This is a genomic window from Nitrosospira briensis (genome assembly GCF_900115125.1).
Taxonomy (GTDB): Bacteria; Pseudomonadota; Gammaproteobacteria; order Burkholderiales; family Nitrosomonadaceae; genus Nitrosospira; species Nitrosospira briensis_A.
In genome coordinates, this window is record NZ_FOVJ01000001.1 from 80,782 (window position 1) to 95,497 (window position 14,716).

Genomic DNA, 14,716 nt, shown 5'->3' on the forward strand with positions numbered 1-14,716 from the left:
AATAAATGTTTGGGCTTATCCCTGAAACATCCTTCCTTCTTCCAGGCAATCGCATAGCTCCCGGTACACGCTTCTCAGTTGCCCCCTGCTAAAGTCTGAACCGAGAGCACGCAGAATGCGGCGGGCGAGCGGGCCGTGCTCCAGGATAATCCGGAGTTCGTTCTGCCGCATTCCCCGCTGCTCTGGCTGGCTCCGCATCGCTGCTCCGATCAAATGCCGCCACAGATCACGCCCCTCACAACGGCCTGCAGGAAGGCCCAACAGCCGCAAATACTCTGCATTTTCTATTATGGCCTGCTCGGCATCACAGATGCAGGCATGCATGATCGTTGCCAGTTCGTCCGTGCTCATTGCCTGCTGCTCCGCAAGCGGCGCGTATGTTTCATCGTAGAGCGCGCGTACGGCATCAATGGTAACAGCGGCGATGGCAAGGTTTGCCTGCGGGCATTCCTGTGTATCAATCACACGTATTTCGATCGCATTGCGGTCAAAGCGCGGCACCGCGCCGCGGACATTAAGCCATTCATGCTGCAGAATCCCCTTCTCATCAAGTACCGCAATGTCCCGGTACATCGGCGACAGAATCTCTGCTTCGTATCCGGCGCGGCTGGTAACCGTTTCAGGGATTACCCGGCCTATCGTCGACGGCACCCGGATCTGGTGAGTACGGTAGTTCTCCATGCGAAAATTCATGAAACCCGTATTGTTACCTTCGGAGATTGGCGAACTTGCCGCCAACGCGGGCAGGATGGGTAGCAGCAGCCGGACGGCGGCGTGTAACCGCTCGAATTCGTAATCATCGGCGAACGGCAGGTTGAGGTGCATGCTTTGCAAATTAGCCCAGCCATGTTGCTTGCAATTGAATATCCGATCGTACGCAAGATAAATATCCGCATCCTTGTGCGGCCACAGCCGAGTTTCAGCGGCAGGATTCATCCACGGGTGCATACCGGTGGGCATGAGCATTCCATTCATGGATTCGAGCAGATGGTTGATTTGTTGAATCTCGTTCTGAAAAGCAGCCGGGAGAGATTCCACTTCGCGTGTGGGGGTCACATTTTTAAGCTCGAGCAGATGCAGTGCCAGCTCGTTGGACCATGCCAGCGTACCGTGCCTGATTTCGGAAGCTTGCGTTCCCGAAAGCCTGTGCAGCAACTCGTCGGCAACAGGCAAAATCGAAAGGGACTCGCGGTCGACAATCATATACTCCAGCTCGACGCCGAAGACGGAGAAGGCATGCAGCGCATCCATCATGCCTCGGCCTGCTCATTCGCCCGCAGGCGTGAATGGATGACCAGCAAATTGGCGTCATGCGTCACAATGCCCAGCAGTACAGCGCCCAGAACCCGATCGATATTGATCCAATACTCCTGGTATGGCCCATAGGGGTCGGCGACCAGCACGGTGCGCTTCTCTCGGTTATAGCCCGCGATGACGACGAAATGCCCGGCCGGAATGCCTCGTACATCATCGGGTATATCATCCGGCCCATACTCCCGCGCGGCCCGATAGAGAAAGGTGGAACTCAGCCCGGTCAGGATAGGCAAGCCGCGCCGCAAGAGACCGTGGATGAGCGCTTGCGAGAGATCGGTCAGGCGCAACTGCCCGCCCAGGCGCAGAAATTCAAGGTAACCATCGGTCGCGTGCTGGAGCCTGAGCTCTCTTTTTAACTCGCGCTGCTGCCTCAGCCTATCAGCAATATCCACTCCGGCAGCGAACCAGGTGGGGTCGAATACGTTGAGGTTGTATGTATAGATAGTTGCCTGGAAACCGTTGCGAAGAGCATCGCACGCCAGAAAAACGGCAAAGGTGCCGCCGCTGTTTTCCAGTTTACGGGTACGGGCAATGATGCTCTCCAGCCGCTCAGTCTTTCCCCAGTAACTGTAAATGGTATGCAGGCACGTGGGTCCGCAGGTCGTTTCATCCGGTTGCGGCAGTGTCTTGACTGGCAAGCGTAATTTTGTCCGGAGCATGTCAATTAATGGTTTGGAGCCTTTGAATCAGCGCGGCTCGGGAGCAACAACTGGAAAACCGGAAAGGGCGGCAGGTAGGATAAAGGTTATCACGGTGACGGCTTGAAAGGAATCCGGCTGAGGATTCTCCTCTGCGGCTAGAGGCGAACAAGCTATGGCGGCGCTGCTTCGTTTCGTCCTGCATCGTCAGGTTGCATCGAAATTGGATCCGATGAAATGTGCCCTTTATCACGATGAGGACAGCAGGTGATTCAGCTTTTTCCAACCGCTCACGTCAGCCTCGATACCAGCTTCTTCATTGGCGAACTCTACCGTCCGGGCCTGCTCCACCGGCGATAGCGCTTCCTGTTTTGCCTGCAACAGTTCCAGCACCGCAAGATCAGCTTCAGATGCATCGTTTGACTCACTCTGCCGCTGCGTGATGCGCGCGCGTAATATAGTGGTGGCGACTCTCATGGCCACGATGACAAACGGCACCGTCATCTCATGTGCGAGCTGGCGAAACCGTTCCCGCTCATCCTGTTTGAGGAAGGCAGCATCCACGATCACCGTTGTGCCCGTGGCGAGCAGGTTTCGCGACAGCTTATGGAGTTGCGAATAGGTGCGGCGCGTTGCGTTTGCATCGTAAATATTGCCGGCATGCGAGTCGCTGTCCGCCAGCGGAGCCAGTCCGAACAGGCGTTTGCGCTCGACATCGGAGCGGATGCGTATCGCCTGGAGCCGTTCCAGTGCCGTCTGCGCAAAAGTAGTCTTGCCCGAGCCCGGCAAGCCATAAGTGATGATCAGTGCGGGACGATACTGCCCGAGGCGCTCCGCGGCCAGGACAAGAAAATCGCGGCAGTCCGCTATTGCCTTCGCCTTGGCATGTTCCGGCAAGCTCATCTGCTCGGCGCGGATGGCGCTGACCATGGCGCGAACGACGGCACGATACGCTATATAGAAACGCAGCAGGGGCACGCCATTGTAATCACCTGTCGCTTGCAGATAGACATTCAGGAAACGGTAGGCAAGTTGAGAGTGCCTGTAGTACAGCAGGTCCATGACGGTAAAGGCTACCTCACTCATCACGTCGACCCAGCGCAGCGCAGGGTCGAATTCGATACCATCGAAGGGAACCGGCTTTCCTTCAATGAGCGCAATATTGCCAAGATGCAGATCGCCGTGGCATTCGCGTACCCAGCCCTGCTCGCGGCGCTGCGCAAAACGCTCCTTGCAGCTGGCATATTCGGTCTCGCAGGCGCGCCGCAATGCAATCACGCGGCGCTCGCTTTCGCCATCGGTCAGCACGGCTTGCAAACGGTCAAAACTTTGAAATACCGCTGAACGGATGGCAGCGGTGGAACCGAAGGCGGATCCCGCTTCCGTTGAAGGCAGACTGCTATGGAAATCTGCGATTGTCTCAGCCAGACTATCTATATGCCGGGGTAAAATTTCACGACGTGTCGCCAGCCGATCCAGTTGGCTCGAAGCGGGGAAACGCCTCATCCTGACCGCATATTCGATTGCAGGCGTCGCATTGAATTCGGGCATTTCCGGCGTTCCGCCAATCGGAATGACACCGAGGTATATCTGCGGCGCGAGCCGGCGGTTAAGCCGGATCTCTTCATCGCAGTAATGCCGGCGCGATGCCAAACCGGTAAAATTCAGGAAGCCCAGATCCACCGATTTCTTTATCTTGTATGCGTAGCGGCCCGCAAGCAGCACCCACGAAATGTGTGTTTCGACTACCCGAACGGTCTTGACTGCGTGAGGATAGCGGCGGCGATCCATGAGGGCGCCGATCAGCCTGCTCTGAACATCTCCTTCTTTTAGCTCGTCAGTAGGCGGCTTCGATTGCTCGGATTGATTTTCCATGTACCTTTCCAGGGAAACAAGAATGAGACGACCACGGGTTTACGGGGGATATCCAATTGAGGTTTGGCTGTATTCTATGTGATCGCGGAGTGTGCCCAACTCCCCCCACCAGCCTCGCCTTCAGCCAAACTGTTCCGCGAATAAGGCGAGAAATCGGTCTAGAGAGCCTGTTGGCAGTCGATTGATTCCCGCCGCCGCCTTACGGCCGCCTCCCGTCTCGAACTTCATGCAAAGCGAATCCGCCCCTTGCGGATTCGCCTTCGACGCGCGCACGCTGACCGAGTAATCTCCATGCCCGCTGTGTGTAATCACCGCATGAGCGCGACATGGGTTGTCGTTGGCAAGTCTGTTTGCAAAGACACCGCTTACCCGCCTGGCCCAAGACGCATCCGGTAGCAAATAGGCGGCGTAGTGAATACCGTCCAGCAAGGGACACAGCGAATCGACCATAACAATATCATCGCGAAATCCTGCCGCAAGCCGGGCAAAGGCGGCCGACTCGGCGATAAAAACGAATGGGTCAGGATAGGGTTTTATTTCGCCGTACAGCTCAGCCGGATGAAAATGCAAATCTTCTACTGTTTCTCCGTAACCGTTGTAGTTCAGGTATTCGCCCAATTGCGCCAATTTTTCTATTTGTGCTTCGGCTAGTTCTACCGCTTCCGCCAGGGTGCGAGCACTTGGCCCGAGGTTGTCGCCAAACGCGGCAACGATAGCCCATAAGCGGTACTTTCCCTGGAGGTGCCGGTCGACCAGGATACTGGTGCACACTTCGGCAGATACATCGATATGCGCCGCAAGATTATGGTGATGAGGTATCTCGCCGGCATAATGATGATCAAAATATTCGACATTTGCTCCCGCATCCAGTAATCGCATGAGTTCCTGGCGGTTACTATTCAGCGAAACGTCGAGTACGGTTACGCAGTCGCCTGCTCCAGCCTGCACCCTGTCAAGCAACTTGATATCGCGCTTGACCCCCGTGACAAGTTCCGCCGGTGACGGATCGGCCAGCCGAAGCTGATGCAAAGCGCATAACCCGTCCGCATCGCCGTTGAATACATAATAGCGGCTCATATTTGTCTGTTCGCGAAAATTATCGAGGGACAGCCTCAGTATTTAAATCAGGCATATGAATAATTATACCGTGCCGATTCCTTCATCTCCGCAAACCATCCCAATCAGCTACACTTGAAACAAGGAAAAATCGACTAACCACCCGAACGACAAATTACTCATGAAAAATCTTGTTTCAGTCACTGCGTTGTTTTTCATCAGTTCCCTCGCACAAGCTGTAGTGGAAGGTGAGGAAATTACCTACACGGACAATGGCACGGTATTAAAGGGTTATATCGCGTACGACGACGCGATCCATGATAAGCGTCCTGGCGTGCTGGTGGTGCATGAATGGTGGGGTCACGACGAATATGCGCGAAAGCGTGCGAGAATGCTGGCCGAATTGGGCTACACAGCGCTGGCGCTGGATATGTTTGGCGAGGGTAAGCATGCTCACCATCCGGATGAGGCCGCAAAATACTCCGGCGAACTGAAAGAGAATTTATCACTTGCCAAAGCACGTTTTGAATCAGCAATGAAATACCTTAAGCAACAGCAAAATGTCGATGCCAGGAATATTGCCGCGGTAGGCTATTGCTTCGGCGGAAGCATGGCTCTGGAAATGGCCCGGCTGGGCGAGGATTTGAAAGGTGTGGCCAGCTTTCATGGAGGCTTGGCAACAGAACATCCTGCGCAGCGCGGCAAAGTGAGGGCGAAGATTATTTCTTTTACCGGCACGGCCGACCCCATGATTCCCGCAGAGCAGGTAGCGGCTTTCAAGGAGGAAATGGAAGAGGCCGGAGTGAATTACAAGGTGGTAACTTTCGCGGGTGCAAAGCATAGTTTTACCAACCCCGCCGCAGATGAATACGGCCGGAGGTTCAACCTGCCGCTCGTTTACGACGCCGCGGCTGACAAGGCCTCTTGGGAAGAGACCAAGCGGTTTCTGTCTGATGTATTCCAGTCAAATTGACGCGCGAGTAGATCTGCGCAGATCTTCTTTTTTTTATTTAGCTGCCTCGTGTATGGGCGCCCGAGATGACGTTGCGTCACCACCGGACGCGATGCCTAGTGATGACTCAGGCTTGCATTCCCCGCACCATCTGGCAAGGCGATGCGGACATTTTGCATCATTCCCTGATCCTCATGGTCCAGGATGTGGCAGTGTAGTACAAAGTCACCAATATAGCGTTGATAACGGGTGCGCACGACTACGGTATACTGGCCCGGCGGACTGCCGGGGGGAACAAGGTTCTTTACCCATATTGTATCCTTCCACACGCCCTTTAACGCGCGGTATTGCGGATCGGGAATTCCATCTGTTGTATCCATCGAATCCACGGCGTCCGCGGCACTGACGTCTTTCCCGTTGGGATCCAGTATCTTGACAATCTGGAACGGGTTGATGTGGATATGGAAGGGATGGCTGACGAAATCTGACTTCAGCGTCCATTCATCCACCCCGCCCAGTTTGAGTACACGATCGATTCTACCGGGATCGTAGGGTTTGCCGTTCACCTGGAATTGCGTCGGACTTTGGTTGACATCGATGTTGAACGTCATTTCCTGCGTGCCGGTGACCTCGTTATCCTTGATGTCAGCATGCGGCACGAACTTGGTAAGCTTCAAACCATCGCGCAGGTCGCTCTCCACCTTGCCCTGAATCTGACCCGGCATATTAAGCCTGGACGCGGAAACGAGTTCAGACGTCAGGTAGCGGGTAATATCGCCGGGAACGGGGCGGCCCTGATCGACGCGGACGAAACCCAGCAGTTGGCGGGACGGCGCAGTCTGTTCAACACTTGCAGATGCCGGAGCGGCGTCATCAACCACACAGTAAACACCGGATTGCGGAAACACCATCAAGGTGTCCCACCGGTAGGCTGGCTGATATACGGTGACATCCGTCTTGATCACGGCTTTTGTAGTCAGGCCATCCGCTGCGATCAGGTATTGCGGCAATGCCGGGCCGGTACAATTCTCTTTCACGTACGCGTCGTGTTGGGCTGCCGTTAAGCGGGCCGAACTGCGGCTACCTTCCTTAAGTTTGCGAAATCTCAGGTTGACGGTATCGCGAACCCCGCCATGAATCACTCGCCAGCGTTCAATCTGCCCGGTTTTGGCACCTTTGAATACAGGGAGAACCTGCCCGTTAATGCTTGTATACCGGCCGGAATCGGGCCACGATCCGGGGCCGAACTGGTCGTAGCCCTCGACGCCCCCGACATCGCCGGGATCGCATCTATAGCTGCCGTCGGGGTTCGTCTTGATCTTTCCCCGGGCATCCCGGCAGGCGTACTGGATTTGCTGCATGACCAGTAGACGCTCGGTGAAAGGCTGGGCTTCAGTGGAGGTGAGCAGCGTATCAATATCACCGTTGGCAGTCTGCGTCGGGAAGCGCGTACCGCGGATGATCAGCGCCCCGGCCATGCCGCTCGCCACTTGCAATGCGGTGGATCCATGGCGGTGCGTGTGATACCAGAATGTTCCCGCGGGATGGTCCGACGGCACTTTGTATTCGTACTGGAAGCTGACGCCGGGATTGATGGAGATCAGCACGTTGTCGCCATTTCCGGCGGGATTTACCCATAGGCCGTGGGTGTGCAGATTTGTCCCGTTGAAGCAGTGCGGTGTATTAACGTTCTCAATCTTCGTCGAGCAAGTTGGATCCGGCGGGAGTTTGTTATTCAACGTCATCTGGATAGTCTCACCAGGAAAGATTGAGATGGTAGGCGACACGTAGGGAGTGTCTGGGTTGACTCCCTTACCCTGATAGCTGCGCAGCTTCACCGCGTCGTAGCGTTGCTCTGCCGGATTCCAGATTTTGCCATTGGTATAGGTGACGTTCAAGTTCAACGCTGTTTCGATTGCCGGCGCAGGCACACCCTTGAGTATGGAGCGCGGCTGGGCTTGACGGATGACGTCAAGCAAAGGGGGGTTTTCCACCGTCCGGGAATGCTCCAGCTGGGCCTTCGCAGTGGGTGTAAAGGAGAATAATGCGATTGTAGACAGCGCAAAGGCGGGAAGGATACGAATTACCAGGGACATGAAATTCTCCAATTGGACCAACGTGCATACGTGAAATTGTTACGGACTCGGTCGTGCTCAGTCGCTAATAGGTACATAAATCAAGTTGATGCTTTCAATCTCTCGGGGTTGCGGCGCACGAGCACGCTTGCCTGGCGCTTCGACTTCCAGGCGCAACCGCACGTGTCTGCGTGTGATGATGTTCTGGGGAAGAGGGATGGTGTGAGTAACAGCCGCTTCTTGTCCACGTAGCGCGGGGAAAGACGATACGGTACCGAGCAGTACGCCATCAGGAGTGCTGACCCTGATCTCCGCCCCGTGCGGAAGCACGCCTGCGCGAATCTGAACCCAAACTGCTTCCCCATCGGCGGGTGGGCGCCTGATCGGCAATTCGATCAGATCCTTTCGGGCTTCATCCTCTGCAATCGCGCTGCTCATGCACAGAGTGGAACACATCAGTATGGCAACCACTGCGGCAAGGTTCGACCGTAATCCGCGCAATCCGCATATGATCTTCCCGATCAATGCGACTCCACTACGATGGAAAGAACTTCGGCTCTTGTTTCCACATCGCGCGTTGCAGTCAGTACTCCAGGCATTGCCATCTTTTCCGGAACAACTTGGATATTCAGTGGCGCGCCTGCTTTTAGCTGATTACCCTCACGAATCGCGGCAAGCGCTCCGGAGAGGGGTACCGTGAATGTGACGGGTGCGTGCACGATGTGATGACCGAACATCGAGAGAGTGCCCGCATAATGCGGACTTGATGGATCGATCGTCGCATTGTCCGGCGCGTTTACTAGCACAGCAAAATCATGGCCATGCCCCAGTGGAGGCAGGGCGACCGTAACCTTCGCAAACAGTATTGGCTCGTCCAGTCGTGATCGTGCCTGGAGAAGCGCAGGTGGAATTGTCACCTCGCCGCTGGCCCCATCTCCCGCGCTCGCGGTCGAATCAGTGATTTGCGCGTTGAAATGCTCGATCCGGGCTGACGCGGCCGCCTTGGCAGCAGCGATGGCCAGCCCTTGCGGAATAATTTGCTCGCCTGATCCGGGCTGGTAACTGTAGTTGAAATCTCCTATCGTTGCATAGTCGCCGGCCGTCCTTTTGGTTACCGGCTGCCCTTTTGAATCGACAAAGAACAGGAATGGTTCATCTGACCATGCCTTGTAATCCGAACCTTCCGGCAGCACCGGGTATCCAAGCGCCTGCTGCTTGCGGGTCCACACGTCCCAAAGCCGGTCAATGTTAGCGTGATGCAGGAAAAAGAGAGGGTCGACAGGCGACAGGTTGGCTTGCATGAAACCGCCGCTGTCAGTGGTCCTGCCCTTTTCGTCGGTAAAGATACCCCCAACACAATTGTGGACCCTGTTGTGCGGTTGGCCTTCCAGTACGCCGAACCCGGTTAAACCACTATGCCCCATCGTTTTCGGACTGTTGAAAGTCGTGAAATCCCGTGGCGAAAGTGCAGCCAGCAGTGTTTGCAGCGAAACGGCCTTTGTCGTTTTCTCATCAAATCCAGGCTTCTCTCTCGTCAAGCCGCGAGCATGGGCTTGGTCGAAAAAGAACAGGCCTCTCGGGTCATCCAGAATATCGAACCAGAGATCATCGGGAGATCGGACCCCGCGAGCGAGGAGCTGACCATATTGCGTCTTGTCGTCAAATTGACCGTCCGTATAAATTCGTTTCCAGTAGCTCGCCCTCGCGATAACCTCGCGGAACCGGGCCTGGAATTCGCTGGATTGTCCAATATAGGCAGGATGAGCCGGTGTGAGCACATCCTCGAACATGACGTCGGGAACACCCGGCTGAAACGGATTTTTGGGGTCCGTATTTTCGGTCCAATCCCAGTAAGGAAGCGCAAAACTCGGGTCGCCGCTGAGTTCCCGGCAGATTTGCTCAAACCATCCTATATAGCCGCGATGCCAAACCAGAAACCACCAGTTGCCGTGTGGGCAGTCCATCGTGTGCGTTAAAGCAATGCGATACCAGTTGCGCGGATCTTCCGGCGGGAGCCTGAGCATGACGTGAATCGCCTTTTTGTAGCTATTGATGGTTCGCTTTGCCTCCGGATTTAAAAGGTTCAGGCGCCGGTACTTCGTAGTTCCCTGTGCATATGTTTGACCAAATGGAAGGGTGGCTGCACCCGCGGCAGTAGCAACGGCAGCCGTCGCTTTTAAAAATGTGCGGCGGGACATGGATGATGAATGCAATTTCTTGGCTTGCATGGAATAAACCTCGTTATGGTTATTGATTATTTATCGAGCATTGCGTCGAGTGCGGCTTGATTTGATTCGGGTAGGTGATCAGGAAGGGACAGGGATTGCAGGAGCACTATCTATCTGACTGGTGGATTATTTTTATCCCTTCGTGCAAGCCATATCAGGAAGACGAAGGGCACGCAATTAGATAATCAAACAGGATTTCGGGATAGCTGTAAAATCTTACAGGTACGACTACATGAAGCATGCTTTTGGTGCGGAGGTATTCGAAGATGGTCCGGCAGCACCCGACTGGATGAAGTCGCAAGCCGTCAGTCTCGGTGGCGTTAGCCGTTCTCAATAATGACGGTCGGGTTTACTCTGGCGCCGAAATGCGAGCATCATATAAGATCGAGTACGTATCTTCGCATGATGTTGTGTGCCACCTATCAAGACCAGCACAAGCCCGAATTGCCTCATATATAGGTAGCGGAAGAGGTGTTGCAGGAAGATACGTTGCCACAAATTATTGGTAACGGAACTAATTGGCAGTTACCGACATGGGCAAGCATCTCCGGTTCGGAGGGCGCGAGAGAAACGGACAGGATTATGCAAGCCAATGGCGTGCAGTGTGTCCATGAACTGGCGAGCCCGGTCCGGCTTATTCCCCTTTCACATCTAATTTCTGATGCTCCCCCAGGGCATCTTTATCTCCCGTCGCGATCGCTTTGACAAGTCCGTATGCACGTCCCATTGCGCTATTTGGCGCGTCCCAATATTCTGCTGCGGTGATACTGACTTTGAGTAACGCGAGGTCCGGATCGTCTAGCCCCTCTGGAAACCAGGGCTTGATCCAGGGCGACCATAAGGTGTGCATTTTCTCCTTATCGCGCACCAGTTCAGCAGTGCCGGATAAGGAAAGATAGTCCTGTTTATCTGTACGAGCATAGGAAAGGTTGACGTGCTGATCTGCCTGCGCTTCCGCAATTTTTAGCGATGACAGTGACGTAAAAAACCAGAGATTGCCTTCACTGTCGAGTTGCATCGTTGCCATAGGACGGCTCTGCAAAGACCCATCTTTTGCGATGGTAGTCAGCATCGCGAATTTGGCATCGTCCACCATTTCCGCCACTTTAGCCAACGCGGCATCGTGTTGTTCATCGATTTTCATGGTAGCTCCTTCATACTGAGGCGTTTGAGTTCAGATTTTTCATGCTTTCTTCAGGATGGATCACTTGTATACCAGTTTCGTCATTCCTTTCAAGCCGGCGTAAAGAACTGCCTGGCAAAATCGTGATCTGGAATCGCCTTGCCCTGGCTATCTCACGTCTTGTTTTAAAATATAGACCAAAAGCCGTGGATGCTCCAGATACGCTATACGTCGAAGGAGATTTGCGGAAGATGCTTTAAGCAGGGACGGGGCCGTTACATCTCGATGAGTATCTGAGAACGAAACATAAGCCCACTCAGGGGCAAAAAGCAAAAAGTAGGTGCAGTAATGCGAAGCGCATGGCACAGAATGAACTGGACGTCCCTGAATGTACCTTGGTCCTGGGCAAAAAAGAAGGAGCTCTCAATGGTGAAGAATCGGGCAAATTGTCAAGCCGGGCAATTTGATTGGGGAAATGTACTAGCCCTTGAATATTTCTCGGCGTTATCGGACCTCAGGAAGATCGTCATAGACGGGAGAGACCTTCGTGGTGAAAATGGCCTTTGTCATGCAGAAATTCTTGCAACAGTTGGCGGAGAGAGTGCGAAACTTCGAACCGCATTCTGGAAATTCTAGAGGAATGGAACGACTATCTCAAGACTAATGTTTCGTATTATTAGGAGCCGTCACCATGAGCGGCTCCAGCGATCTTCAATCCGTAGCTCGGGCATTCTCGACTCTGCCGCATCTTTCCCCAAGAAATCGAAACGGCGTTCTACCCCTCCGTTTTCCCTGCGCCTTACCGTCGAGGAACGTAAGCGTCTGGATGAACTGGCGGGAAATCGACCGCTAGGGTCATATATTCGTGACCGCTTGCTCGGCGAACAGACTGAGAAGCGCAGTAAAGTGAAGAAACCTGCACCGGACACCGCCTTACTGGCTCTGGTATTAGGCGAATTCGGTCGGTCGCGGCTGGCCTCCAATATCAACCAGTTCGCCAAAGCGGCCAATATAGGAACACTGGATGTAACCCCCGAGACGGAACGTGAGATTGTACAGGCATGCGCGGAAATCCAGGCCATACGCGTGCTATTGATCACAGCGCTAGGTGTAGCACCCGTGGAAGATGAATGATCCTTGTTGGCAACCAGCGCGGCGGAGCCAAGGATTTGGCCTTGCACTTGCTCAAGGAAGAAAATGAGCATGTGGAAGTTCATGAAGTGCGCGGGTTTGCCTCAAACAATCTCATGGCCGCGCTCAATGAAGCCTACGCAATCAGCCGTGCAACGCGCTGCAAGCAGTTTTTATTCTCCTTGAGTCTCAATCCCCCCAAGCATGAGAATGTTTCGACCAAAACATTTGAAAAGGCCATTGAGCGGGCCGAAGAAAAACTCGGACTGAACGATCAGCCCCGCGCCATCGTTTTTCATGAAAAGAATGGGCGCAGGCATTGCCATGCGGTGTGGTCACGAATCAAGCTGGATGAAATGAAAGCGGTACAGCTTTCTTTCTCCAAACGAAGATTAATCGAATTATCCCGTGAACTGTTTCTAGAGCATGGCTGGACCATGCTAGAAGGACTTAAGCATTCTCATGCCCGCGATCCGCTTAACTTTACGTTGGCGGAATGGCAACAGGCCAAGCGCATTGGCAAAGACCCGAAGCAGATTAAAGCGGTGTTTCAGGAATGCTGGTCGCTCGGTAAGACACAGAACGCTTTTGCCCATGGGCTGAAAGAGCATGGTTATATGCTGGCCCGTGGCGACCGGCGCGGCTTTGTCGCGGTGGACCATCGGGGCGAAGTGTTTGCCGTGTCCAAATGGGGTGGAATCAAAACGAAGGAAGTGCGCACCCGTCTTACCGATGAAAGAAACCTGCCATCGGTCGAAGAAGCCAGAACTCAGATAGCCAAAGATATGACGGCCCGGCTGGAAACGCTCTCCCAAGAACAAATGACTGTATTTGCAACCCGCCGAACTGAGCTGGAAGAAAAGCGGCAAACTTTAGTACGCGAGAATCAGACTGAACGGCAAAAATTAACCGAAACCCAGCACTCCTACTGGCAGGACAAACAACAGGAATGGCGAAGCAATTTCAACCAAGGCATGCGCGGCCTGTTTGACCGTCTCACGGGAAGACGCAAGCAAATCGAAGAACGTAATGAACTAGACGCATGGCAACTCAAGATGCGACAGCAGCAGGAACGCGACGCGCTTATCTTTCAGCAGTTAGACACACGCCGTACCCTGCAATCGCGCATCGAGCGGCTGGAAGCGCTTAAATCATATCGGCTGGATACGTTGGAACGCGATAGATCGCAATATCAAGCCATGCGCGATCAGCGCATTGAGCAGCTAGAAATACAGCGTCAAGAGCAGAACCGGGACCGCCCGCAACCTCACCAGCGCGGCCCTGACTGGACGCGCTAGCGTTTGGGCATTAACGACTCCAGAATACATGCACCGTCTCGAAACCGGTTTCCGGTGTGACAATATCGCTGCTCATCTCCATATCCCGGCCCATGCATTCATAGTTGATATAGAGCATGGAGAGCAACGACGTAAATTAGGCAATACCCCAAAGCAGCTGCGTCCGCATGAACGAATTATTAACGAGCGTCCTACTTAGGATCTCGCCGGCCAGCCACAATTGCAATAAGATTAACTACTGCTGTGGTTGCCTCCGCGCACATCGCCGCGTCACGAAAAGTAGCCGTGCGCCGGTGCTGTAACGCGACAGCGAATTCGAGAGCAGACTTGGCGTGTCGGCGCCCCTCTTCATAAGCTCCACCGGCCAGCTCGGTGGCAATAAATGCTTCAAGCATTCGTTTACCGTCCGTTGGGCTTGGTTGTACCCCATCAGTGGATGGATGGCGCGTAGGATCAAAGACGACTTGACCCAGCGAGATTAAAGCTTCGCGACCAAGAAGACCTACGGTCTGGAATTGCTCTTCGGTGCTTGACGAAGCGAGGCGATCCCGAAGCTCTCCTACACAACGATCTACGCGCTGCCACCTTGTAGGTGGCGGGAGATCCTGCCGTCCAGTGCGTATGAGATTGATGACTGAATTGACCAATTCACCAATGAAGTCTCGACGTGATTGATAGGTGGGCAAATCACCGCTGCTCCAACGACCATACCAATCCCATAAGCTGCCAAAAGTTATTGGATTCTCAATACGCCTACTCGCTAGCTCAGCCGCTACTACTAAGAAAGTCTGCTGATATCGGTGCTCAACGTCATTGATGCGAGGGCCACCTGTAGCGACTGAGATCAGTAGATTTTTGAGTTGCTCTAAACCACCGATAAGTTCGTCGTTTGTCATGGCTCAGATATCTTATAAATTATAGTAGCGTGGTGAAGCGATATGGGTTGCGGTTGCAGCAGGCGCAAGATTTCCCCTTTTAAATATAAAAATCGCAAAAACAGAACGGTTATCACTTAAGAATAAACAC

The 14,716-nt window shown here is 54.0% G+C and carries 14 protein-coding genes; 4 read left to right on the plus strand and 10 right to left on the minus strand.

Features of this window, described 5'->3' with window-relative positions:
- Window positions 1–15: 15 nt before the first annotated feature.
- From BMZ14_RS00390 to BMZ14_RS00405, 4 genes are all read right to left on the minus strand, one after another.
- Window positions 16–1,254, minus strand: a complete 1,239-nt coding sequence (locus tag BMZ14_RS00390; protein ID WP_074793522.1) for a carboxylate-amine ligase — start codon at window positions 1,252–1,254, stop codon at window positions 16–18.
- Window positions 1,251–1,973, minus strand: coding sequence for a cysteine peptidase family C39 domain-containing protein (locus BMZ14_RS00395; RefSeq protein ID WP_074793524.1), 723 nt, complete (start codon window positions 1,971–1,973; stop codon window positions 1,251–1,253). The genes BMZ14_RS00390 and BMZ14_RS00395 overlap by 4 nt, the downstream gene beginning before the upstream one ends.
- A 228-nt stretch (window positions 1,974–2,201) precedes the next feature.
- On the minus strand, window positions 2,202–3,827 hold the full coding sequence (locus BMZ14_RS00400; protein ID WP_083396559.1) for a bifunctional aminoglycoside phosphotransferase/ATP-binding protein: 1,626 nt from the start codon (window positions 3,825–3,827) through the stop codon (window positions 2,202–2,204).
- 120 nt (window positions 3,828–3,947) lie between these two features.
- A complete protein-coding gene (locus BMZ14_RS00405; RefSeq protein WP_074793526.1) occupies window positions 3,948–4,904 on the minus strand; it encodes an acetyltransferase in 957 nt (318 codons plus the stop codon).
- A gap of 160 nt (window positions 4,905–5,064) precedes the next feature.
- Here BMZ14_RS00405 and BMZ14_RS00410 point away from each other — a divergent pair, with 160 nt between their 5' ends.
- A complete protein-coding gene (locus tag BMZ14_RS00410; protein ID WP_074793527.1) occupies window positions 5,065–5,856 on the plus strand; it encodes a dienelactone hydrolase family protein in 792 nt (263 codons plus the stop codon).
- Between the two features lie 95 nt (window positions 5,857–5,951).
- Here the strand turns inward: BMZ14_RS00410 and BMZ14_RS00415 are convergent, their stop codons facing one another.
- The 4 genes from BMZ14_RS00415 to BMZ14_RS00430 form a co-directional block, all read right to left on the minus strand.
- A complete protein-coding gene (locus BMZ14_RS00415; RefSeq protein ID WP_074793528.1) occupies window positions 5,952–7,931 on the minus strand; it encodes a multicopper oxidase family protein in 1,980 nt (659 codons plus the stop codon).
- A 57-nt stretch (window positions 7,932–7,988) separates the two neighbouring features.
- Complete coding sequence (locus BMZ14_RS00420) at window positions 7,989–8,435, minus strand: hypothetical protein (RefSeq protein ID WP_074793529.1); 447 nt, start codon at window positions 8,433–8,435, stop codon at window positions 7,989–7,991.
- Entirely contained in the window at window positions 8,432–10,138 is a 1,707-nt protein-coding gene (locus BMZ14_RS00425) for a tyrosinase family protein (RefSeq protein WP_074793531.1), read from the minus strand. Before BMZ14_RS00425 ends, BMZ14_RS00420 begins: the two co-directional genes overlap by 4 nt.
- A 634-nt stretch (window positions 10,139–10,772) precedes the next feature.
- The gene (locus BMZ14_RS00430) at window positions 10,773–11,282 is read right to left on the minus strand and encodes a pyridoxamine 5'-phosphate oxidase family protein (RefSeq protein ID WP_074793533.1); all 510 of its coding nucleotides are present in this window, start codon (window positions 11,280–11,282) and stop codon (window positions 10,773–10,775) included.
- Between the two features lie 405 nt (window positions 11,283–11,687).
- Here BMZ14_RS00430 and BMZ14_RS14950 point away from each other — a divergent pair, with 405 nt between their 5' ends.
- From BMZ14_RS14950 to BMZ14_RS00445, 3 genes are read left to right on the plus strand one after another with little or no spacing between them, the layout of a single operon-like run.
- A complete protein-coding gene (locus tag BMZ14_RS14950) occupies window positions 11,688–11,897 on the plus strand; it encodes a hypothetical protein (RefSeq protein WP_177186881.1) in 210 nt (69 codons plus the stop codon).
- A 27-nt stretch (window positions 11,898–11,924) separates the two neighbouring features.
- Entirely contained in the window at window positions 11,925–12,395 is a 471-nt protein-coding gene (locus tag BMZ14_RS00440; RefSeq protein WP_218144948.1) for a hypothetical protein, read from the plus strand.
- Entirely contained in the window at window positions 12,392–13,690 is a 1,299-nt protein-coding gene (locus BMZ14_RS00445; RefSeq protein WP_074793537.1) for a relaxase/mobilization nuclease domain-containing protein, read from the plus strand. Before BMZ14_RS00440 ends, BMZ14_RS00445 begins: the two co-directional genes overlap by 4 nt.
- A gap of 10 nt (window positions 13,691–13,700) precedes the next feature.
- Here the strand turns inward: BMZ14_RS00445 and BMZ14_RS15205 are convergent, their stop codons facing one another.
- Complete coding sequence (locus BMZ14_RS15205; RefSeq protein WP_143071845.1) at window positions 13,701–13,808, minus strand: antirestriction protein ArdA; 108 nt, start codon at window positions 13,806–13,808, stop codon at window positions 13,701–13,703.
- Between the two features lie 73 nt (window positions 13,809–13,881).
- On the minus strand, window positions 13,882–14,586 hold the full coding sequence (locus BMZ14_RS00450) for a hypothetical protein (protein ID WP_074793539.1): 705 nt from the start codon (window positions 14,584–14,586) through the stop codon (window positions 13,882–13,884).
- Window positions 14,587–14,716 lie beyond the last annotated feature (130 nt).